This window comes from Rhodococcus sp. H29-C3, from assembly GCF_030063405.1.
In the GTDB taxonomy this organism is placed as follows: domain Bacteria; phylum Actinomycetota; class Actinomycetes; order Mycobacteriales; family Mycobacteriaceae; genus Rhodococcoides.
Window position 1 is genome coordinate 127,469 of the sequence record NZ_JASITC010000006.1, and the last position, 19,458, is coordinate 146,926.

General features: G+C 61.9%; 18 protein-coding genes and 1 riboswitch. Of the genes, 7 read left to right on the forward strand and 11 right to left on the reverse strand.

All coding sequences use genetic code 11. The features are described 5' to 3' along the window. Positions 1-9 precede the first annotated feature (9 nt). The 5 genes from QMK32_RS15800 to QMK32_RS15820 all read left to right on the forward strand — a co-directional run bounded on the left by QMK32_RS15800 (position 10) and on the right by QMK32_RS15820 (position 6,248). Positions 10-930 carry a sugar phosphate isomerase/epimerase family protein gene (locus QMK32_RS15800; RefSeq protein WP_283476143.1) on the forward strand — a complete coding sequence of 307 codons (921 nt, stop codon included), beginning with the start codon at positions 10-12 and terminating at the stop codon, positions 928-930. Next, positions 927-1,916 carry a 5-dehydro-2-deoxygluconokinase gene (gene iolC, locus QMK32_RS15805; protein ID WP_283476014.1) on the forward strand — a complete coding sequence of 330 codons (990 nt, stop codon included), beginning with the start codon at positions 927-929 and terminating at the stop codon, positions 1,914-1,916. The genes QMK32_RS15800 and iolC overlap by 4 nt, the downstream gene beginning before the upstream one ends. Positions 1,917-2,004: 88 nt before the next feature. Further along, positions 2,005-2,901, forward strand: coding sequence for a 5-deoxy-glucuronate isomerase (gene iolB / locus QMK32_RS15810; protein ID WP_283476016.1), 897 nt, complete (start codon positions 2,005-2,007; stop codon positions 2,899-2,901). Between the two features lie 2 nt (positions 2,902-2,903). After that, entirely contained in the window at positions 2,904-4,856 is a 1,953-nt protein-coding gene (iolD, locus tag QMK32_RS15815; protein WP_283476144.1) for a 3D-(3,5/4)-trihydroxycyclohexane-1,2-dione acylhydrolase (decyclizing), read from the forward strand. A 90-nt stretch (positions 4,857-4,946) separates the two neighbouring features. After that, the gene (locus QMK32_RS15820; RefSeq protein ID WP_283476018.1) at positions 4,947-6,248 is read left to right on the forward strand and encodes a D-alanyl-D-alanine carboxypeptidase family protein; all 1,302 of its coding nucleotides are present in this window, start codon (positions 4,947-4,949) and stop codon (positions 6,246-6,248) included. A 9-nt stretch (positions 6,249-6,257) separates the two neighbouring features. On the opposite strand, the gene yhjD is transcribed toward QMK32_RS15820, so the two are convergent. From yhjD to QMK32_RS15850, 6 genes are all read right to left on the reverse strand, one after another. After that, positions 6,258-7,286, reverse strand: a complete 1,029-nt coding sequence (yhjD, locus tag QMK32_RS15825; protein ID WP_283476019.1) for an inner membrane protein YhjD — start codon at positions 7,284-7,286, stop codon at positions 6,258-6,260. Positions 7,287-7,327: 41 nt separating this feature from the next. Then, complete coding sequence (gene trpS / locus QMK32_RS15830; protein WP_283476020.1) at positions 7,328-8,368, reverse strand: tryptophan--tRNA ligase; 1,041 nt, start codon at positions 8,366-8,368, stop codon at positions 7,328-7,330. Between the two features lie 45 nt (positions 8,369-8,413). Beyond that, positions 8,414-9,160, reverse strand: a complete 747-nt coding sequence (locus QMK32_RS15835) for an exodeoxyribonuclease III (RefSeq protein WP_502943647.1) — start codon at positions 9,158-9,160, stop codon at positions 8,414-8,416. Between the two features lie 113 nt (positions 9,161-9,273). Beyond that, positions 9,274-10,656 (reverse strand): DUF6297 family protein, encoded by a 1,383-nt coding sequence (locus QMK32_RS15840; RefSeq protein ID WP_283476022.1) that lies wholly within the window; start codon positions 10,654-10,656, stop codon positions 9,274-9,276. Then, positions 10,644-11,270 carry an ABC transporter ATP-binding protein gene (locus QMK32_RS15845; protein WP_283476023.1) on the reverse strand — a complete coding sequence of 209 codons (627 nt, stop codon included), beginning with the start codon at positions 11,268-11,270 and terminating at the stop codon, positions 10,644-10,646. The genes QMK32_RS15840 and QMK32_RS15845 overlap by 13 nt, the downstream gene beginning before the upstream one ends. 61 nt (positions 11,271-11,331) lie before the next feature. Continuing rightward, positions 11,332-11,619, reverse strand: a complete 288-nt coding sequence (locus QMK32_RS15850; protein WP_283476024.1) for a DUF6412 domain-containing protein — start codon at positions 11,617-11,619, stop codon at positions 11,332-11,334. 125 nt (positions 11,620-11,744) lie between these two features. Between QMK32_RS15850 and QMK32_RS15855 the strand changes: the two genes are divergently transcribed. Further along, positions 11,745-12,086, forward strand: coding sequence for a DUF2200 domain-containing protein (locus QMK32_RS15855; protein WP_283476025.1), 342 nt, complete (start codon positions 11,745-11,747; stop codon positions 12,084-12,086). 276 nt (positions 12,087-12,362) lie between these two features. Next, entirely contained in the window at positions 12,363-12,647 is a 285-nt protein-coding gene (locus QMK32_RS15860; RefSeq protein ID WP_283476026.1) for a hypothetical protein, read from the forward strand. 268 nt (positions 12,648-12,915) lie between these two features. Here QMK32_RS15860 and QMK32_RS15865 read toward each other — a convergent pair whose 3' ends face one another. The 5 genes from QMK32_RS15865 to QMK32_RS15885 form a co-directional block, all read right to left on the reverse strand. Next, positions 12,916-14,421, reverse strand: coding sequence for a DUF4153 domain-containing protein (locus QMK32_RS15865; RefSeq protein WP_283476027.1), 1,506 nt, complete (start codon positions 14,419-14,421; stop codon positions 12,916-12,918). A 53-nt stretch (positions 14,422-14,474) separates the two neighbouring features. After that, positions 14,475-15,476, reverse strand: a complete 1,002-nt coding sequence (locus tag QMK32_RS15870; RefSeq protein ID WP_283476029.1) for a HAMP domain-containing sensor histidine kinase — start codon at positions 15,474-15,476, stop codon at positions 14,475-14,477. Next, a complete protein-coding gene (locus tag QMK32_RS15875; RefSeq protein WP_283476030.1) occupies positions 15,473-16,147 on the reverse strand; it encodes a response regulator transcription factor in 675 nt (224 codons plus the stop codon). The genes QMK32_RS15870 and QMK32_RS15875 overlap by 4 nt, the downstream gene beginning before the upstream one ends. A 101-nt stretch (positions 16,148-16,248) precedes the next feature. Beyond that, positions 16,249-17,511, reverse strand: coding sequence for an MFS transporter (locus QMK32_RS15880; protein ID WP_502943636.1), 1,263 nt, complete (start codon positions 17,509-17,511; stop codon positions 16,249-16,251). A 174-nt stretch (positions 17,512-17,685) separates the two neighbouring features. Next, positions 17,686-18,909: an NADP-dependent isocitrate dehydrogenase gene (locus tag QMK32_RS15885; protein WP_283476031.1), complete on the reverse strand. Its 1,224-nt coding sequence runs from the start codon at positions 18,907-18,909 to the stop codon at positions 17,686-17,688. A gap of 345 nt (positions 18,910-19,254) precedes the next feature. Then, positions 19,255-19,381: riboswitch (SAM riboswitch) on the forward strand. The last annotated feature ends 77 nt before the right edge of the window (positions 19,382-19,458 follow it).

Here is a 19,458-nt window from a genome sequence, read left to right on the forward strand (position 1 = left end):
ACGAGCGACATCGCCAACATTCGTATTGCCGGAGCACCGATTTCGTGGGGCGTCTGCGAGGTACCCGGCTGGGGTTACCAAATGGCCGCCGAGCAAGTTCTACGCGAGATGCGCGACGCCGGGCTGACCGCAACCGAGGTCGGGCCCGAAGGTTTTCTGCCAATGGACCCAGGTGAACTTTCGGCGACACTGGAACGACATCATCTCGAGTGCGTCGGTGGATTCGCACCGGTGTTTCTGCATCACGCTCAGCACGACCCGGTTCCTGGGATTACCCCGCTGCTCGATGCGTTCGTCGCCTCCCGCGCCGAGGTACTCGTCTTGGCTGCCGCGACCGGCATGGACGGCTACGACTCGCGCCCTGAGCTCGATGATGCGCAGTGGGACACATTGCTCGAAAACCTCGACCGTATGCAAGAAGCGGGTGCCGAGCGCGGGGTTCGTGTCGTTCTGCATCCGCATGTGGGCACGGTCGTCGAGAAGCGCGAGGAAGTCCACCGGGTGTTGGAAGGCTCGGCGATTCCGTTGTGCCTCGACACAGGTCACCTTCTGATCGGTGGCATAGATCCCCTCGAACTCGTCGAGCAGCATACGAACCGCATCACGCATGCCCACCTCAAGGATGTCGACTCCGCACTCGCGGCTCGGGTCCGCGGCGGTGAGCTCACCTATACCGACGCTGTCGCCGAGGGGATATACACCCGGTTGGGTACCGGTGACGTCGATATCGCCGGAGTCGTCAACTGCTTGCTCGACGCCGAATACGAAGGCTGGTTCGTGCTGGAGCAGGACACCATCCTCGCGTCCGAACCTACCGATGCCGGTCCGGTCTCCGAAGTGATCGCCGGCGTCCGGTATCTGCGGGGCATCGTCGACTCGCGCAGGCGGCCCAGTCACCGTGTCGCATACCGCGCGGGAGCAGGATCTTGACCAGCTCGACCGATGAGGAGACCTGGGCCTTCGACGTGCTCGCCATCGGACGCTGCGGTGTGGACCTCTACCCGTTGCAAACCGGAGTCGGCCTCGAGCACGTCGAGACGTTCGGTAAATTTCTCGGTGGTAGCGCCGCGAACGTCTCGGTTGCGGCCGCGCGTCTGGGTTCGACAACTGCGCTCATCTCCGGAGTCGGCAACGATCCCTTCGGACGGTTCGTCTCCGCTGAACTTGCTCGTTTGGGCGTCGACAATCGCTACGTCGTCACCGACCACCTGCTCGCCACCCCGGTGACGTTCTGTGAGATCTTCCCTCCCGAGAATTTTCCGCTGTATTTCTATCGCAAACCCTCGGCCCCGGACCTGCAAATCCGGCCCGGGGACATCGACTGTGCCGTCGTGGCGAATGCACGTCTCTTCTGGTCCACCGTGACCGGCCTGGCCGAAGAGCCCAGCCGCAGTGCACACTTCACCGCTTTCGAGGCACGAGGTCGGGCACCGTTGACGGTCCTCGATCTCGACTATCGACCGATGTTCTGGGAGTCACCCGCGGCAGCAACCGAGCAGGTACAGCGAGCGCTCCTCCAGGTCACGGTTGCCGTCGGCAACACCGAAGAGTGCGAGATCGCCGTCGGCGAAACCGATCCGCACAAGGCGGCGGATGCACTGCTCGACTTCGGTGTCGAATTGGCCGTCGTCAAGCAGGGGCCCAAGGGCGTTCTCGGCAAGACCAAGTCGCAGACGGTGAGAGTTCCGCCGTACTTCGTCGACGTCGTCAACGGTCTCGGCGCCGGTGACAGTTTCGGCGGGTCACTCTGCCACGGGCTCCTCGCAGGCTGGCCGGTGCAGAAGATTCTTCGCTATGCCAACGCGGCCGGAGCTATCGTCGCTTCGCGTCTCGAATGCTCCACCGCGATGCCCACCGCGATTGAGGTCGCTGCGCTCGCCGAGGTAGCCGCTGCCACCGAGTCTCTCGATGTCTGAGCGCGTCCGGTCCCCCGGTTCGATATCTACCGCCACTACATATGCGGTGGTCAGCGATACTCGCGCACTGATAGTGGTGAGATGACATATGAATTCCGAGTACTACATCGCCGCGGGCACCGGCGGCCACGGTGACTTCGATGTCGTCGTGACACCGAAATCTGCGGGGTGGACGGAGTCCAGTCTGTGGATCTTGAATCTCGCTGCAGGACGATCCGTGGAACTGCTGTCCGAGCGCGACGAGATATTGATAGTGCCGCTGGCAGGTTCGGCCGCAGTGACCAGTGACGGCACCACATTCGAGCTGCGGGGCCGACGTTCGGTGTTCGACGGGCCCACAGATTTCGTCTACGTCGGCATCGGCTCCTCGTACTCCGTCTCCACCGTCGATGGTGGGCGTTTTGCACTGTGCGGCGCGCGTGCCGCGTACAAGCTGCCGTTTCGCTACGTTCCCGCGGCGGAGGTTCCGGTGGAACTGCGCGGGGCCGGAAACTGCAGCCGTCAGGTGCACAATTTCGGCACGGTGGAGGCCTTCGATGCTGATTCGATCATTGCGTGCGAGGTCATCACTCCGGGCGGGAACTGGTCCTCGTACCCGGGCCACAAGCACGATGAGAACACCGCCGAAGAGTCTGCTCTGGAAGAGATCTACTACTTCGAAATCGCCGAAGGTCTGAGCGGCAGTAAAGGATTCGGCTACCACCGCGTCTACGGCACCACCGATCGTCCGATCGAGGTCCTCGAAGAGGTTCGCACCGGTGATGTCGTGTTGGTACCGCACGGATACCACGGCCCGTCGGTCGCTGCGCCGGGCTACGCCATGTACTACCTCAACGTCATGGCCGGGGCAGGTGTCGAGCGTGCCTGGAACATCGTCGACGATCCCGAGCACGCGTGGATCCGAGGCACCTGGGCCGACCGAGCCGTCGACAGTCGCCTCCCACTGCCAAGCCTGACACCCCGCACCGCATCCGAAGGAGCATGACCGTGGTGCCCACTGCGCCGATCTCCGCGAACAAGTGTGACAACACCGAAGGGACGGTTCGTCTCACGGTGAGCCAGGCCGTGGTGAAGTTCCTGGTGAACCAGTTCGTCGAGCGCGACGGCCACCGCACCAGATTCTTCGCAGGCGCGTTCGGCATTTTCGGGCACGGCAACGTCGCCGGGCTCGGACAGGCATTGCTGCAAGCCGAGATCGAAGCCGCCGAAGCCGGAACCGAATCGGAACTACCCTACGTCCTCGGCCGAAACGAGCAGGCCATGGTGCACAGCGCCGTCGCCTACGCACGCCAGAAGGACCGCCTGCAAACGTGGGCCGTCACCGCCAGCGTCGGGCCGGGTTCGACCAACATGCTCACCGGGGCTGCTCTCGCGACGATCAATCGACTTCCCGTATTGCTGCTCCCCGCAGACACTTTCGCAACACGGGTCAGCGCGCCGGTACTGCAGGAGCTTGAACTCCCGTCCAGCGGTGACATCACCGTCAACGACGCATTCAAACCACTGTCTCGATACTTCGACCGAGTCTGGCGACCGGAGCAGTTGCCGAGCGCACTGCTCGGCGCGATGCGGGTACTCACCGATCCGGTCGAGACAGGTGCAGCCACCGTTGCTATTCCACAAGACGTTGCGGCCGAGGCGTTCGATTGGCCCGAGTCTCTGTTTGCGCCGCGCACCTGGCACATCCGACGACCATTGCCGGAAGTGTCGGTCATCGCCCGCGCCGCCGAGCTGATCCGCACGGCCGAGAGACCGTTGATCGTGGCCGGCGGCGGCGTCGTCTACTCCGGGGCAACCAACGCGCTCGCTGCATTCTGCGAGCAGACCGGTATCCCGGTGGGCCAGAGCCAAGCAGGTAAAGGGTCGTTGCGGTACAACCACCCACAGTCCGTCGGCGCCATCGGGTCCACCGGCACGACCGCCGCCAACACGTTGGCCACCGACGCTGACGTGGTCATCGGAATCGGCACCCGGTACAGCGATTTCACGAGCGCGTCGCGAACCGCGTTCAACAATCCGAATGTCTCCTTCGTCAACATCAACGTTGCATCCATGGACTCGGTCAAACAGGGCGCACTCTCGGTGGTCTCCGACGCCCGCGAAGCACTCGAAGCCCTCACCGGTGCGCTGGCCGACTACGAGGTGACGAGCGAATATCGCACTCGAACAACCACGTTGAACGAGGAATGGAACGCAACGGTCGATTCGGCCTACCGGATCGACGATCCGACCGCACCGTTGAACCAGAGTCAGGTCATCGGTCTGATGAACGCATCGTCCGGACCTTCGGATGTGGTCGTCTGTGCCGCAGGCTCTATACCCGGCGATCTGCACAAGCTTTGGCGCGTCCGCGACCCCAAGGGGTACCACGTGGAATACGGCTTCTCGTGCATGGGTTACGAGATCGCCGGCGGTATCGGAGCAAAAATGGCTGAACCGAACCGCGACGTCTTCGTCATGGTCGGTGACGGTTCGTACCTGATGATGGCAACCGAGTTGGTCACCGCCGTTCAGGAGGGCATCAAGATCATCGTGATCCTGGTGCAGAATCATGGGTTTGCGTCCATCGGTTCGTTGTCGGAATCGCTCGGCTCTCAGCGATTCGGGACCGCGTATCGCTATCGCGACGAACGCGGGCGTCTCGAGGGCGGTGTCCTCCCGGTGGATCTCGCGGCGAACGCGGCGAGCTTGGGCGTCGAGGTGACGCGTGCGGGCAACGCCGCCCAATTCTCCGACGCGATCGAGGCAGCGAAGGCAGGCAAGAGAACCAGCGTCATCCATGTCGAGACCGACCCACTTGTCGCCTCCCCCGATTCCGAATCCTGGTGGGATGTTCCGGTCGGTGCCGCTTCGACGCTCGAGTCGACTCGTCTCGCATATGCAACCTACGAGAAATGGAAGAAAATCCAGCGCCCTTTCCTCCGACCATCAGGAGACTGACCCGGCGCAATCGATACAGCAGTGAAGACGTGCGAGGCATTCGGTGGGTCGGCGGAGATTCGCCGATCGCAGCGCATACGGTGGTTCGCGATGAGAACGATCCTCCGGGTGACCGCTGCCCTCGCCACGACCGCTGCCCTGTTCGCCACGAGCAGCCCTGCCCTCGCGCAGCCTGTCGGCGAGCCTCCGGCCGTCACGACTACTCCGTTCGCGACGCCGAGCACCGACGACTGCCCGTTTGCCACGTCACCGCCTCCGGCAATCGACCTCTCCGAGGTACCGAAGCCAGGTGAGACTGTTCCCGCCCCGCGACCCGTCCCTGCCGACCCGGTCGGTGGCTCACAACTGAGCCGATGTGGAACGATCACCCCGGACGACGCTCCGCCGCTTCCCGCCGATATTTCCGCAACCGGGTGGGTGCTCTCGGATCTCGATTCCGGCGACGTCATCGCCGCGAAGGACCCACACGGCCGCTATCGTCCCGCGAGCACCATCAAAATCCTGTTGGCACTGGTGGCGCTGGACGAACTCGACCTCGACAAGGTCGTCGTCGCGACAGCCGAGGACGCCAATGCCGAAGGTAGCGCAGTCGGAATCGGCAAAGACGGCGTCTACAGCAACTTTCAGCTGATGCAAGGTCTCGTGATGGCCTCGGGCAACGACGCGGCCCACGCTCTGGCGACCCAACTGGGTGGCGACGCCGCGGCGGTGGGAAAGATGAACGCTCTCGCCGAGTCCCTTGGTGCGCTGGACACCCACACTGCAACCCCGTCCGGTCTCGACGCGCCGGGGATGTCGAGTTCGGCCTACGACCTCACCTTATTTTTCCGTGCCGCACTGGAGAATCCGATCTTCGCTTCGCTCATCTCGACCGAGACCGTTCAATTCCCAGGATTCCCCAAGGACCCCAGCATCCCGGACGATCAAGACCGCCCGGGTTTCATCCTGTCCAACGACAATCAGCTTCTCTACAACTACGACGGCGCTCTCGGCGGCAAGGCCGGCTATACCGACGACGCTCGGCAAACTTTCGTCGGTGGTGCACAGAAGGACGGGAGACGGTTGGCGGTGACGATAATGAAGGGCGACGTCCTGCCCATCCGGCCCTGGGAGCAAGCGGCGCGCCTGCTGGACTACGGATTCGCACTCCCCCTAGGAACGAGTGTCGGCACTCTCGTGGAGCCCGATTCGGTCGGCGACGTCACGAGCACTCGAACCACCGCCCCCGTCCCTGCGCTTGCTGCTCCCCCTGCGGACGCTGGGTCGATCAACCGTGCGTCCGCTATGGAAGCGAGCGGGGACACGGCAGTCCGGGTCGGCATCGGTGCGATCGGTCTACTCGTGGTGATCGGGCTGATGCTGGGTGCGCGTCAACTCAACCGACGCAGATGATGTCGGCCGTCATTTACGACGGCCGAGCAATCCAGTAAGACCCACTGCAGCGAGTGCTCCCGCACCGACGAGGGCGATGCCGCCTTTGAGGGACGGGCCATCGTTGACCTCGACGCGGGTGGTGATGACCGCCGGGTCCGGCGGCGGCACGAATGCCATAGCCATACTTTCGTTCGTGGTCGCCGAGAATGCTGTCGCGAACAACACGAACCGTGACGTCGTGAAGACGAATACGAGTAAGCCGATGATGGGACCGAACACCACGCCTGCAGGCCCACTGGTAATCGAACCCAAGTAAATGGCAGCAATCTGCTTGAAGACCTCGAAACCGATGGCAGCCAGCAGCCCGCCCATCAAGGCGCTACGAAACGGCACCGGCTCCCGTGGCAGACGCGAGATAACCCAGGTGAACAGGCCCCACGTCGCAACGAGCGCCAACAGCACCGACACGACCCGTAAGAAGATTCCCACACCCGGCACACTGTCGAGCTTGAAGAACTCGAGCAGGCTACGCATCACCGACCCGCCATTGAGCGCCGACAAACCGAGCGAGACGACGATAGCCAGACCGAGACCGAAGAGCGCCGCCAGATCTTTCAACTTGGTCGCGACGAAACCGTCCTGCTCGCGTTGACTCTCCCACATCGCAGTCAGCGCAGCCCGAAGCTTCGCAACCCAACCCAGCCCCGCGTACAACGCGCCCAGAAGACCGATGATGCCGACGCTTGCGCGCGACTCGATGGCTGACTCGATCAGCGAATTGATGGTCTCGCCCAAGCTGCCCGGAATGCTCTCCGATATCTGAGTACTGATGCTGTTCAGCCACTCCGGATGCCCCACGAGGACGAAGCCGGCTATCGCGAACGCAACCATGAGCAGCGGGAACAGCGCAAGCACACTGAAGTACGTCATTCCGGCGGCATAGTAGTCACCCATTTGTGCTTGATAACGCTGTGCGGCCCTGACCGTATGGTCGAGCCACGGCCACTTGTCCCGGCGTTCCTGCAGTATTGCTGTGAAGTCGGGAACGACAATCACCCTCTCGCCTGTCTCTGACCTGCTCGGTGCTCCCGAAGCGGTTACGAGCGCGGAGTCAGGAACCCCACTCGGTCGTACACCTGAGCCAATGTCCGTGAAGCTACCTCCCTGGCCCGATCCGCGCCGTCTGCGAGGATTCGGTCCAACTCGGTAATATCGGACATATACCCATCGACCCGAGCTTTAAGCGGCGTGACGAACTCGCTGAGCACTTCTGCCGTATCCGACTTCAGGTCGCCGTAGCCCTTGCCCTGGTAACTCTCCACGAGGTCGTTCACGGATCGACCTCCCAGCGCTGACTGAATGACCAGCAAATTGCTGACGCCGGCCTTCTTCTCCGGGTCGAATGCGATCTCGCGCTCGTTGTCGGTGACTGCCGAACGAATCTTCTTCGCCGACACAGCCGGGTCGTCGAGCATGTTGACGATGCCCGCAGGATTGGAACCGGACTTGCTCATCTTGGCCGTCGGTTCCTGCAAATCGAAGATCTTGGCCGTGCCCTTGATGATGTGAGCATCCGGCACCACGAAGGTCTTCTTGAACCGGGTGTTGAAACGCTGTGCCAGATCTCTCGTCAGTTCGAGGTGTTGACGCTGATCCTCCCCTACCGGAACGAGATTGGGTCGGTAGAGCAGCACGTCGGCTGCCATGAGAACCGGATACGTGAACAATCCGACAGTCGTCTGATCACGTCCCTGCTTGGCGGACTTGTCCTTGAACTGAGTCATTCGGCCGGCTTCACCGAAACCGGTGATGCAATTGAGTACCCACGCAAGCTGAGCGTGCTCGGGCACCTGACTTTGCACGAACAAGGTGGATCGCGTCGGATCGATCCCCACTGCCAACAATTGCGCAGCAGCAATCCGAATCCGCTGGCGCAACACCTTCGGGTCCTGCGGAACGGTGATGGCGTGCAGATCCGGAATGAAGTAAAAAGCGTCGTAATCGTCTTGGAGCGCCACCCACTGACGTACTGCCCCCAGGTAGTTGCCGAGGTGGAACGAATCGGCAGTCGGCTGGATTCCGGACAGGACACGCTGTCGCGGACCTTGCGGTGTATCGGTGGTGGCGGGGGCAGACATGGTCACGATCTTTTCATGTGGTGACAACCGAATTTCGCGCAGGTTCTAGCGGTAGCGAACGGTGACCGGGGCGTGGTCGGACCAACGCTGGTCGTACGCCTCGGCTCGTTCGGTGACAACGTCCTTGGTGCGCTCGGCCAGCGACGGCGTTGCCAACTGGTAGTCGATCCGCCAGCCCGCGTCGTTGTCGAAGGCCTTGCCGCGATACGACCACCAGCTGTACGGGCCTTCTACCTCAGGGTTGAGCTCGCGCACGACGTCGGTCCACGGGGACGTCGGGGTAAGGAGGGCAGCCACCCACTCGCGCTCTTCGGGCAGAAATCCGGACTTCTTCCGGTTGGTCTTCCACGCTTTGATATCGAGCTCGGTGGGCGCGATGTTCCAGTCTCCGCATACGACGACATCACGGTCCTCGGCGATCGCGGACGTCGCCGTCTTCGCAAGATATTTCGCGAAGACGGCCATGAAACGTTCCTTTTCGTCCTGACGCTCGGTTCCGACCTCACCGGACGGCAGGTACAGACTTGCCACCGTCACATCGGAAAAGTCCGCTTCGATGTAGCGGCCGGACTCCGCGAACTCCTCTGCGCCGATCCCGACGCGAACGGCGTCCGGAGGGGTACGCGAGAGGACGGCCACACCGTTACGGCCTTTGGTCGACGGTTCTGCCGACGCCAGATGCCAGCCACTGTCCAATGCTGGTGCCAGCGCCTTGGTCAACTCGCCGTCGTTCGCACGGGTTTCCTGCAGGCAGATCACGTCGGCTTCGGTCGCCTCCAACCATGGCAACATTCCTTTTCGCGTGGCAGCACGAATTCCGTTGACATTGACTGTGGATACGGTGATAGGCACGTGGGGCACCGTATCCGAGCCCTGCGACACTCCACGTCACCGCCACCATCGCTTCACATACCGACGGCAAATTGCAGGAATGCTGCCGCAGCGACGACGAGCGGTCCCCGCACGAGTTGACGAATCATGTCCACCGGAATCTGGCCGAACGGCGTCGTGAGGATCAGGCCACCGTAATCGAGTGGCGGCCGACTCGCCGATCTGTACAGCGCCAGCAGCGCAACTACCGGGATGACCGTCACCGCGATCACGGAAGCGTGCCAGAGAATCGGTAAGCACACCATGAAAAGGATCGAGACTGCCGCAGCCGGCATCGCTAGGTGTGCCATCCTGATCCCGGCGTCGCTACCACCGAAAACTGCTCGAAAGGTGTTCGACGCATTCACATCTCTCAACCCTCGCCCGAACCGGCCGGCGACTGCCACCGCGGACAGAAGCACCACGACGGGGATCACCGCTGCGCCCACCGTCGCACCGAACACATACGGCAGAACACACATGTAGGCGAGCAAGCGAACCGCACCACGATCGCGGTGCACACGGCGAAAGTCCGCTTCGATCAGCACTTTTGTGCCGTTCCAGCGAAACCGGCGTGACCGAAACGCCCCTATGAGCCGCCACGTCCTCGATGCCAACTCGTCCGACAGTATCGAGCCGTCGATCATGGTCGTCGATACACGCAGGGCGGTGAGCAGGTCCGATCCAGCGCTCAGGGAGACAGCGTCCAGGTGGCGCAGGCGATATGCCCCGAGTGCTACTCCGATCCCCGCTACGACGATCGCGCCGACAGCGAGAGCGAAAACAACGTGCGGCGAAACCCTCGGGATCGGAAGGAACACTCCTGCACAACAGATCGCTCCGATCGAAGCAATCACTGCAATTGCCACTCGATAAAACAAGGCGGCACGCCTGTCCTGCTGTCGAACGACGCCGAATCCGACTGATGCCGCGCCGAACGCCGCACCGACCAGGCCACACCACCACCACGGAACCGGGATTGTGGTGAACAGCGTCGACATTCGTACCAGAACAAGCCCGCCGATCGCACCGAATATGGTGGCCATCGCGAATCGAGGTGCCAACAACGCTCCGCGGGAGACCGGCGACGAGTAGAGCCAATGCCTGTTCGCAGGGCCGATCGCGAGTGGACCGAGTTCCGAGATCGCCTTCATCAACGCAGCGAAGGCGATCATCGTGATACCGAACCCGACCTCGACTTTCGCCGCACCACCCGGTAGCGCATCGGAGAGAAACATTGCTCCCGATTTTTGCCCGATCAGCCACCAGAGCAACCCGGCACCGACGAAGATCGGCAATCCCCACACCGTCAGGTGATCGCCTAAGTCGACCGACTGACGTTCTCGGCGCCACTTGCGGACCCGGCGGCGAATCGACGGCGCGGAAGGATATGTTCGAGCGAGCTCTATCGTGGCCACACGTCACCGTCCAGAGTCGTATCCGCAACTGCGGAGACGAGTTCACGATCGTGTGAGGCCATCACGACGATGCAACCCGATTGCTTCTCCCGGACGAGCGCGGCCGCGAGCCATTTCCTGCCTGCTGTGTCGAGGCGTTGCTCGGGCTCGTCCAGCACGAGCATCTTGCGCGGGCGCACGAACACCGAACCCAGTGCAAGCCTGCGTCTCTGGCCGCTGGACAAGGTGGCGGGCAGCTGATCGGCGGCGCGTCCGAGCCCCACTCCCTCCAGAACCTCCGTCGCAATCTCGTACGAGTTCAGTGCCCCGTGTGCAGCCGCGACGAGCTGAAGATGCTCGCTTACCGTCAGGTGCGGAAACGTGCCCGGGTCGTCGAGAACGGACGCCACCCGAGATCGAAAAATCTGGGAGGCCTCGTCGACATTCGTCGCGAAGAGCGAAATCGTGCCTTCGTCGAGCCTGTCCGCTCCTGCTATGCATCGCAGCAGGGTCGTCTTCCCGGAACCGTTGGACCCGACTATCGCGCACGCGCTACCTTCGTCAACCCTGAAATTGATGCCGCCGAATACGGTCAGCGAACCGAAACGCCTGGTGGCGTCCGTAATGACAAGCATATGAATTCTCCCGTGGATTCCTCGCAAGTGCAGAAGCGAAGGAGTGGGAGAACTCGACGACTCAGAGCGCCCCCACCACGGCACCGGGTGCTCGCGGCATAGGCCGACCTGGCTCGTCGGGCCGATACTGTCTACGGAACGACCCCCGAAGTCGACGTTGCTCGTGCTCGGGGCCGCGATCGGTCCGCGGAAGTAGAAGAATGAGACCACGCCGGCCCGAGATCACCACGACTGTGACGACGACGGCTGCGAGCACGAGTTCGAATGCGGCAGCGAACACCGAATCTTGGACCGTGGCAAGTACCACGAGTAGAACGAGGTAAGTCGCAGCGAGGTGGACGAACTTCACTTCTCGCCCCTTCCTCGTTCAGTGGTGAAACAGTGATGCATCGCAGAAGCGAGTCTCGACCTTAACTTGCTCAACGGTATCTCCGGAAGCCCGCAATGACAGCTCGTAAAACTACACTCGAACACATGCACAGGATCTTCACCATGAGCTTCGCGTCCGTGTATCCGCTGTATGTGAAGAAGTTGGAACGCAAGGGGCGCAACAAGGCCGAACTCGATCAGGTGATCGAGTGGCTCACCGGCTTCGACGAAGCCGCGTTGAACGCTCATCTGGCCGCCGAAACGACGTTCGAGGACTTCTTCGCCGACGCGGAGATGAACCCTGGTACGTCGCTGATCACCGGCAAGGTGTGCGGGGTGCGCGTCGAAGAAGTCGAAGATCCGCTGATGCAGAAGATCCGTTTCCTCGACAAGTTGGTCGACGAGTTGGCGAAGGGCCGTGCGATGGCGAAGGTTCTACGGACATAGCTCTCCGGGCTGGTTCGACGCTTCGAGATGTCACCGCACTGCATGGTCTGTGCACTGTCGTTGCGGTTGTTCGGTCAGTATGCGACGGGCTTTGGCATCTGCCAGATTCCATTCGTTCCAACTCGACTCCTCTGGGACAGCTGTCATTTTTCGGGTCCTGGCGGAGCGAGGTCTCTTTCACCGGTTCTGCTCGACAGGTGGCACCACATCGGCGACGACTGGGTTTTTTCGGCGTTAGTATTGAGAGCAGCGCCCAACGCACATTACGGAGGTACCATGGCTACCCTGCGTATCGAGCATTCCATCACCGACTTCGACACCTGGAACGACGCCTTCGGGCGGTTCGCGGAGCGGCGCAAAGACGGCGGCGTACTTGCCGAGAAAATAATGCAGCCCATCGACGACCCTCACTACGTGTTCATCGATCTCGAGTTCGCCACTGTCGAAGCCGCGCAGCGCTTTCAGCAGTTCCTGGAGACTCAGGTATGGCCGGATCCGGCCAAGTCTCCTGCACTCGAGGGCAGCCCACGAGCACGCGTGGCGGACATCGCGCCTATCTGAGCTGAGAAACTCGGGTCCTCGGTGGTTATTCTCGAGAACAGTCCATGAGACGTGGCCAGACTGCCGCCACACATTACTGCCGCCACACATTCTGGCCAGGAGTACATCCTCCGGCGTCTGTGGGAGCGGCGGTGGGCAAATAGTTGCTGTGCGCCGTGGGACTTGGCGATCTAACTCTCGCGCACACTTTTACTGCAGTGGAACCGTCAACAGCTATCAGTACGTCGAAGCCCTCACCACGCAGGGCGTAGTTCGACGCTTCGAGATGTCACCGCACTGCATGGTCTGTGCACTGTCGTTGCGGTTGTTCGGTCAGTATGCGACGGGCTTTGGCATCTGCCAGATTCCATTCGTTCCAACTCCGCTGCGCTCCTACCGCGTTGCCGATCGCGCAACTGCGGTACGGCTCGTCGAGTCGGTCGAGTTCTTCGGTGGCGTCAGCGGACAGACGTGAAAGATATGCCGTGTCGATCTTTCCCGTCTGCTCGAATCGATCTACGTTCTGCCGGGCGATATAGGCGTCGGGGCTGATCACTGCCAACGCAAGGACGGTCAGAACTGCACTTCCCACAACCGCTCGGGGTAGCCATCGGCCGGACATCGATACTCCGGTGGCCATCAACAGAACGAACACCGATCCGAGCCACAGTTCCGCCGCGGTGACGAACACCCGCAGCGTCGTGTATCCGTACTGCTGTTCGTACAGAGACATGCGATGAAGTGCCGATCCGACGATCACCAAGGACAGTGCGCAGAGCACGCCGAGCAGCAGACGCAGTGCGAGGCGGTCGGATCCGGACACGCGCGACGCCTTTCGGATCGTGACCGCAAGCACCAACAAAGTCAGTACCGTCACCGCGAGAAGCTGCCAGAACCCCTGGCGTGCATATTCGGCGTTCGTCAATCCGTCTGTGGTCCTGACGTGTGCTTGCCCACCGAACAGGGTTCGGAGCTGAACGAAGACGAACATCGTGAACAGAACGACCAACGATCCCAGCGGGACAGTCCACTCCCACAGCCGGAGTGATCCCGCACTCGGCCGAGCCAGAGCATCGAAGCGGGGCGGATTGGCTACGACGTACGACACCGCAAGTGTCCCCGCGGCAACCAGTGCGAAGAGGAGAATCCGGGTGAACCCGCTGTCGAGTCGCACTGTCGGTGTCGCACTGGACAGTACGTCGGCAAACTGCGGGTCAGCTCCGGCGAAAAGACCTGCGAAGACGAGGAATAGGACGGCCGTCGTGGCTGCGACGCGAAACACTCGACCAGGCGCAAGTCCCCTCATGTCGATCCTTCGCGATCCGCGGGTGCACCAACGCAGTACTCGGGCCGGCACCAGCAAGGGAATCAGTGCACCGAGAGCGACGCCTGTCCACGTCCACGAGCGGGATAGCACGACCCCAGCGACGAGCACGGCCATTACGACGGCGAGCGTCACTAGCCACTCCGCAGCACTGAAAGCGGCGATCGAACTCAAGGCAACGACTCCCACAGCACCGACCAGCTGCCACCGCGTCGGTGCACCCTTCGATGCACGTAGTGCCGCAAAGATGATTGCTACGGCAGTGATGGGGTAGCCGACCCCGCGATCACCGAGAACGACCGCACCGATGCACCCGACGACCAGCGCGCCGATCAAGACACTGCGCGGGGCTGCCGCGTAACGTCGTGCCGGCCAGACTCGGCCCGGCCACAGGGACCAGTTCTGTTTTCTCACAACACCTTCGGTCTTGTCTACGATGATCACGAGATGACCTCTTTCTATTGCAGGCATGACAGAGCTCCACAGCACGGGTAAGCCGCGGTGGTGGTGAGTTGATGTCCGTTTCAGTTACAAGGAATGGATACCCGGATATGACATCCAGGGCTACGATCGAGCACTTCGATTGTGCCGCCGTGTAATTCGGTCGCCCAGCGGGCGATCGTCAGACCCAGCCCGGTGCCACCATCGGTGGAACCACCGCGAGTGAACCGGTCGAACACCCTCGATCGTTCTTCGGGTGCGATACCCGGGCCGTCGTCGACCACGTCGAACAGAAGATTGCCACCGACCTGCCGAACCGAGAGGGCAACGTCCGCTCCGGACGACGCGTGCCGAACGGCATTGTCCACCAGGTTGTTCACGACCTGGGTCAGTCGAGCTTTGTCGGCAACGATCGACAGGGTCGGCGGCACCACGTCGATGTGCACGCGGGGCTGCCCCTTCGTCGTGTCCGACAGGAAGTCGTACACGCCGAAGAGTTCCTCGTGGAGGGTGAGTACGCCTGCTTCCAACCGTGACAGGTCGAGTAGCTCGGTCACGAGGTCACCGAGCTTCTCCGTCTGTCGCAGCGCAACGGATAGGGTTGCCGGATCGGGTTCACTGACCCCGTCGACCAGGTTTTCCAGTACCGCTCGCAACGCTGCGATAGGGGTTTTCAGCTCGTGCGAGACGTTCCCGATCAGCTCTCGCCGATACTTCTCGGCTGCTTCGAGATCTGTCGACATCGTGTTGAAGGCTGTAGCGAGCTGCCCGATCTCGTCCCGAGAGGTAGCGCGTACCCGTCTCGAATAGTCTCCTCGTGCCATCGCCCCCGCAGCCACGGTCATTTCTCGCAACGGCGACGTCATCCCGTGTGCCACAACCTGCGTCGCCACCAGCGAGATGAAAAGTGCTGCCAGCAACGCATAACGAAACTGCCACCCGGCCCCGAACCAGAACGTGATACTGGCCGCCGCCAGCACCAAACCCACGATCAAGGACACCTTCAACTTGAACGAACCAAGCGAATCGAGCGGGCGCGGCAACCTACGTGTCATCGACGCCAAGGCGTTGGCCACGGAGGTCATCGCGGCACCTCCAACGCGTACCCGACGCCGTGCACGGTTCTGATGAGGGCTCCACCGAGCTTGCGTCGCAGGGCCTTCACATGACTGTCGACGGTACGGCTACTCGCCGAGTCCTCCCATCCCCACAACTCTGCCAGCAGCGTGTCACGACCGACGGCGGTCCGGGGGCGAGAGGCAAGGTACGTCAGAATGTCGAATTCGGTTCGTGTCAGATGAATTTCACCGTCGGCGCCCGATACTCGGCGTGCATCGTGATCGATCCGAATGGAACCGATACGCGTGGGAGCGGATCCATCGACCATCACGCGCTCCGAGCGCCGGACGAGCGCGTGAACGCGGGCAACCAGCTCGCGCATGCTGAAGGGCTTCGACAAGTAGTCGTCCGCACCGACACCCAAGCCGACCAACATGTCGGTCTCGTCGGACTTCGCGGTGAGCATCAGGACCGGCACCGAACGCTGTGCTTGAATTCGCCGACACACCTCGAGCCCGTCGAAGCCTGGAAGCATCACATCGAGCACCACCACATCGGGCCGAGTTCTCGCGCACACCTCTACTGCGGTGGGACCGTCAGCAGCCGTCACGACGTCGAAGCCCTCACCACGTAGGCGCGCGGCAAGAGCGTCGGAGATAGTCGGTTCGTCATCGACGACCAGGACTGTGCGGTTCATGCCCCTGACCCTAGAGGTCGGCTATGGAGGGGAACGACGGGAAATGTGGAGGTTCAGTGAAGATCGCTCCGCGCAATCACAACCCATCTGGTGGGTTGCGGCTAGAGCGCGGCTTTCGCGTCGGACTTCTTCTGCATCATGACCGCAGCAGTCAGCACGACCATGCCACCGAGCGCCAACACACCGCCGACAGCCGCAGGAGCGGTGTATCCGAAGCCGGCAGCAATCACTGCACCACCGACGGCTGCTCCGATCGCGTTGGCAAGGTTGAACGCGGCATGATTGAGCGAAGCGGCAAGAGTCTGGGCATCGGCTGCGACGTCCATGAGTCGGGTCTGCAAACCGGGCACCATCGACGAACCGGATGCGCCGATCAGAAACACGAACAGCAAGGCCGTATACGGGTTCTGTGCCGCGAACACGAAACCGAACAAACTGAGGGCGATTGCGGTCATCGAGATGTACATCCCCCGAATCAGCATTCGGTCCGCAATCTGGCCACCCGCATAGTTGCCGGCGACCATACCCAGCCCGTAGATCATCAGCGCAACGGGTACGAAAGCCTTCGACAGGCCCGAGACGTCGGTGAGAGTAGTTGCGATGTAGGTGTACACGGCGAACATCCCGCCGAAACCGACGACGGCGATAATCAGCGTCATCCACACTTGCGGACGCCCCAAGGCACCGAGCTCGGTTATCGCCCGCGTGGTGGGCATTCCGTCCAGGCGTGGCATCCACGCAACGATCGCAGCGACGGTCAAGGCACCGATGACCGTGACGATGTCGAAGGCGCTGCGCCATCCGAAGGACTGCCCGACCCAGGTCGCCACAGGCACCCCGACGACGTTGGCGATCGACAGACCCATCATGACCATGGCGACCGCTTTGGCACGCTTCCCCGGCTCCGCCAAGTGCGCGGCGACCAACGCCGCGACACCGAAATAGGCGCCGTGCGGTAGGCCTGCAACGAAACGCGACGCCATCAACTCGTAGAAACTCGGAGCGAAGACCGTTCCGAGATTGCCGAGGGTGAATGCGACCATCAAGGCGAGCAGCAACACCCGGCGAGGTACCCGTGCCGCCAGTATTGCGATGACGGGAGCTCCGATGACCACACCGAGCGCGTAGGCCGAGATGAGATGTCCGGCGCTCGGCTCGGATACGTTCATGGTCGTCGCCATTTCGGGCAACAGGCCCATGGAGACGAACTCTGTGGTGCCGATGCCGAAGCCGCCGATGGACAGGGCAAGCATCGCGAATTTTCGCCGAGTGGACAACGTTCTGCGACCGCCGACCGGACCGTTCGACACCCGCTCGCGCACAGCGGTGACATTCTTGGCGAACGCCGAATCGGTGACACTCACAGCAGAACAACCTTTTCATCGAGATGGGAGCATGATCACGGCCGGACATCGAGAAAGGGACGACCCTCGTAGGGAACGTCCCCTTCTTCGATTCTCATCCCGCGTGCACCCGATTTTCGAGTCCATGCCCGGTGATTGTCCTCACCCGAGCAGGTGCTCAGCTGTTTCACGTGGCTACTTCAGAGCCCTCTGCAGGTTTTCGTCGAGTGCGCCGAGGAACTCTTCGGTGGAGAGATAGCCCTGATCTCCTCCGACGAGCGCGGCAAGATCCTTGGTCATCTGGCCACCTTCGACGGTCCTGATGACAATGTCCTCCAAGGCCTGAGCGAAGCCGATGACCTCGGGAGTGCTGTCGAGCTTGCCGCGGTGCTCGAGACCTCGAGTCCACGCGAAGATCGATGCGATCGGGTTGGTCGATGTCGGCTTGCCTTGTTGGTGCTGACGGAAATGGCGAGTCACCGTGCCGTGCGCAGCCTCTGCTTCGCAGGTCCTACCGTCCGGCGTGAGCAGTACCGACGTCATGAGGCCGAGCGAACCGAAGCCCTGCGCGACGGTGTCCGACTGGACGTCGCCGTCGTAGTTCTTGCAGGCCCATACGTATCCGCCCTCCCATTTCATGGACGACGCGACCATGTCATCGATGAGACGGTGCTCGTACGTCAGTCCGGCAGCGTCGAACTCCGTCTTGAATTCCTTTTCGTAGATGTCCTGGAAGGTGTCCTTGAACTGGCCATCGTAGGCCTTGAGGATCGTGTTCTTGGTCGACAAGTACACCGGGTAATTCTGCTGCAAACCGTAGTTGAGCGACGCACGGGCGAAATCGATGATCGATTGGTTGAAGTTGTACTGACCTTGCACGACGCCGCCGAGGCTCTCCTCGGTGAACCTGACCAGCTCGTGCTGGATCGGCTCACTGCCGTCCTCGGGGATGTAGGTGATGGTCACGGTGCCGGGTCCGGGGACCTTGAAGTCGATGGCGCGGTACTGGTCGCCGAAGGCGTGACGGCCGATGATGATCGGCTTGGTCCAGCCCGGAACCAGTCGCGGAACGTTGGAGATGATGATCGGTGCGCGGAAGATGGTGCCACCGAGAATATTGCGAATAGTCCCGTTGGGCGAACGCCACATCTTCTTCAGGCCGAATTCCTCGACGCGAGCCTCGTCCGGAGTGATCGTCGCGCATTTGACGCCGACGCCGTGCTTCTTGATTGCGTTCGCAGCATCGACGGTGACCCGGTCATCGGTCTTGTCCCGGGATTCGATTCCCAAGTCGTAGTACTCGAGATCGACATCGAGGTACGGATGGATGAGCTTGTCCTTGATGAACTGCCAGATGATGCGTGTCATCTCATCGCCGTCGAGTTCGACGACCTTGCCTTCGACCTTGATCTTGGACATGTGGGGTTCGCGTCCTCCTGGGAAGTATGCCGTTGTGGTCTTCCTCAACTGCCGGTGTTGCCGCAGAACCGAGGTTGTGGGTCGATCGGCGGTCCCACCCGTGTTACGCCTCTTCACTGCTGGGCCGAGTGCGTGTACTCGACTTCGAACGTATACGCCGCGCGCGCAGTGCGTGAGCGTGCGAGGAAACAAGACAAGCGTACTGCTTGGCCGCTCAGGCATGGCCGGTGGCCCTTTCGTCGTAGCTCCGACCGCCGACCACTGTGCGCCCTGGTTGCAGCCCGATCGACACTCGCGACGGTGTCGCTATTCGACGTGTCGGAGGACACGCTAGGATTCTGCGAAGGTCATGAGTGCCAGCGTCAAAGCCCCGGCTTGCTGGCCGGCAACCCTCCAACCGCGGTGGGGTGCCCCGGGTGAGAAGACCTGGTTAGTCGACTGCGTTCGCGTAGTCGGAGAACAAGCGCGGGTTCGCCCAGGGGCGAACCCAACAATCGAGCGCAACCATGCTCGGTTGCTAGCCCCTAGGAGGTTCACGATGTGTTGTCG

What these genes read in the sequence shown, in the direction of transcription:
- iolB (WP_283476016.1), top strand. Translation starts at nt 2,005, where the DNA reads ATGAATTCCGAGTACTACATCGCCGCGGGCACCGGCGGCCACGGTGAC.
- QMK32_RS15820 (WP_283476018.1), top strand. Translation starts at nt 4,947, where the DNA reads ATGAGAACGATCCTCCGGGTGACCGCTGCCCTCGCCACGACCGCTGCC.
- trpS (WP_283476020.1), bottom strand. Translation starts at nt 8,368, where the DNA reads ATGTCTGCCCCCGCCACCACCGATACACCGCAAGGTCCGCGACAGCGT.
- QMK32_RS15835 (WP_502943647.1), bottom strand. Translation starts at nt 9,160, where the DNA reads ATGTTGCCATGGTTGGAGGCGACCGAAGCCGACGTGATCTGCCTGCAG.
- QMK32_RS15845 (WP_283476023.1), bottom strand. Translation starts at nt 11,270, where the DNA reads ATGCTTGTCATTACGGACGCCACCAGGCGTTTCGGTTCGCTGACCGTA.
- QMK32_RS15855 (WP_283476025.1), top strand. Translation starts at nt 11,745, where the DNA reads ATGCACAGGATCTTCACCATGAGCTTCGCGTCCGTGTATCCGCTGTAT.
- QMK32_RS15860 (WP_283476026.1), top strand. Translation starts at nt 12,363, where the DNA reads ATGGCTACCCTGCGTATCGAGCATTCCATCACCGACTTCGACACCTGG.
- QMK32_RS15865 (WP_283476027.1), bottom strand. Translation starts at nt 14,421, where the DNA reads ATGCCTGCAATAGAAAGAGGTCATCTCGTGATCATCGTAGACAAGACC.
- QMK32_RS15870 (WP_283476029.1), bottom strand. Translation starts at nt 15,476, where the DNA reads ATGACCTCCGTGGCCAACGCCTTGGCGTCGATGACACGTAGGTTGCCG.
- QMK32_RS15875 (WP_283476030.1), bottom strand. Translation starts at nt 16,147, where the DNA reads ATGAACCGCACAGTCCTGGTCGTCGATGACGAACCGACTATCTCCGAC.
- QMK32_RS15885 (WP_283476031.1), bottom strand. Translation starts at nt 18,909, where the DNA reads ATGTCCAAGATCAAGGTCGAAGGCAAGGTCGTCGAACTCGACGGCGAT.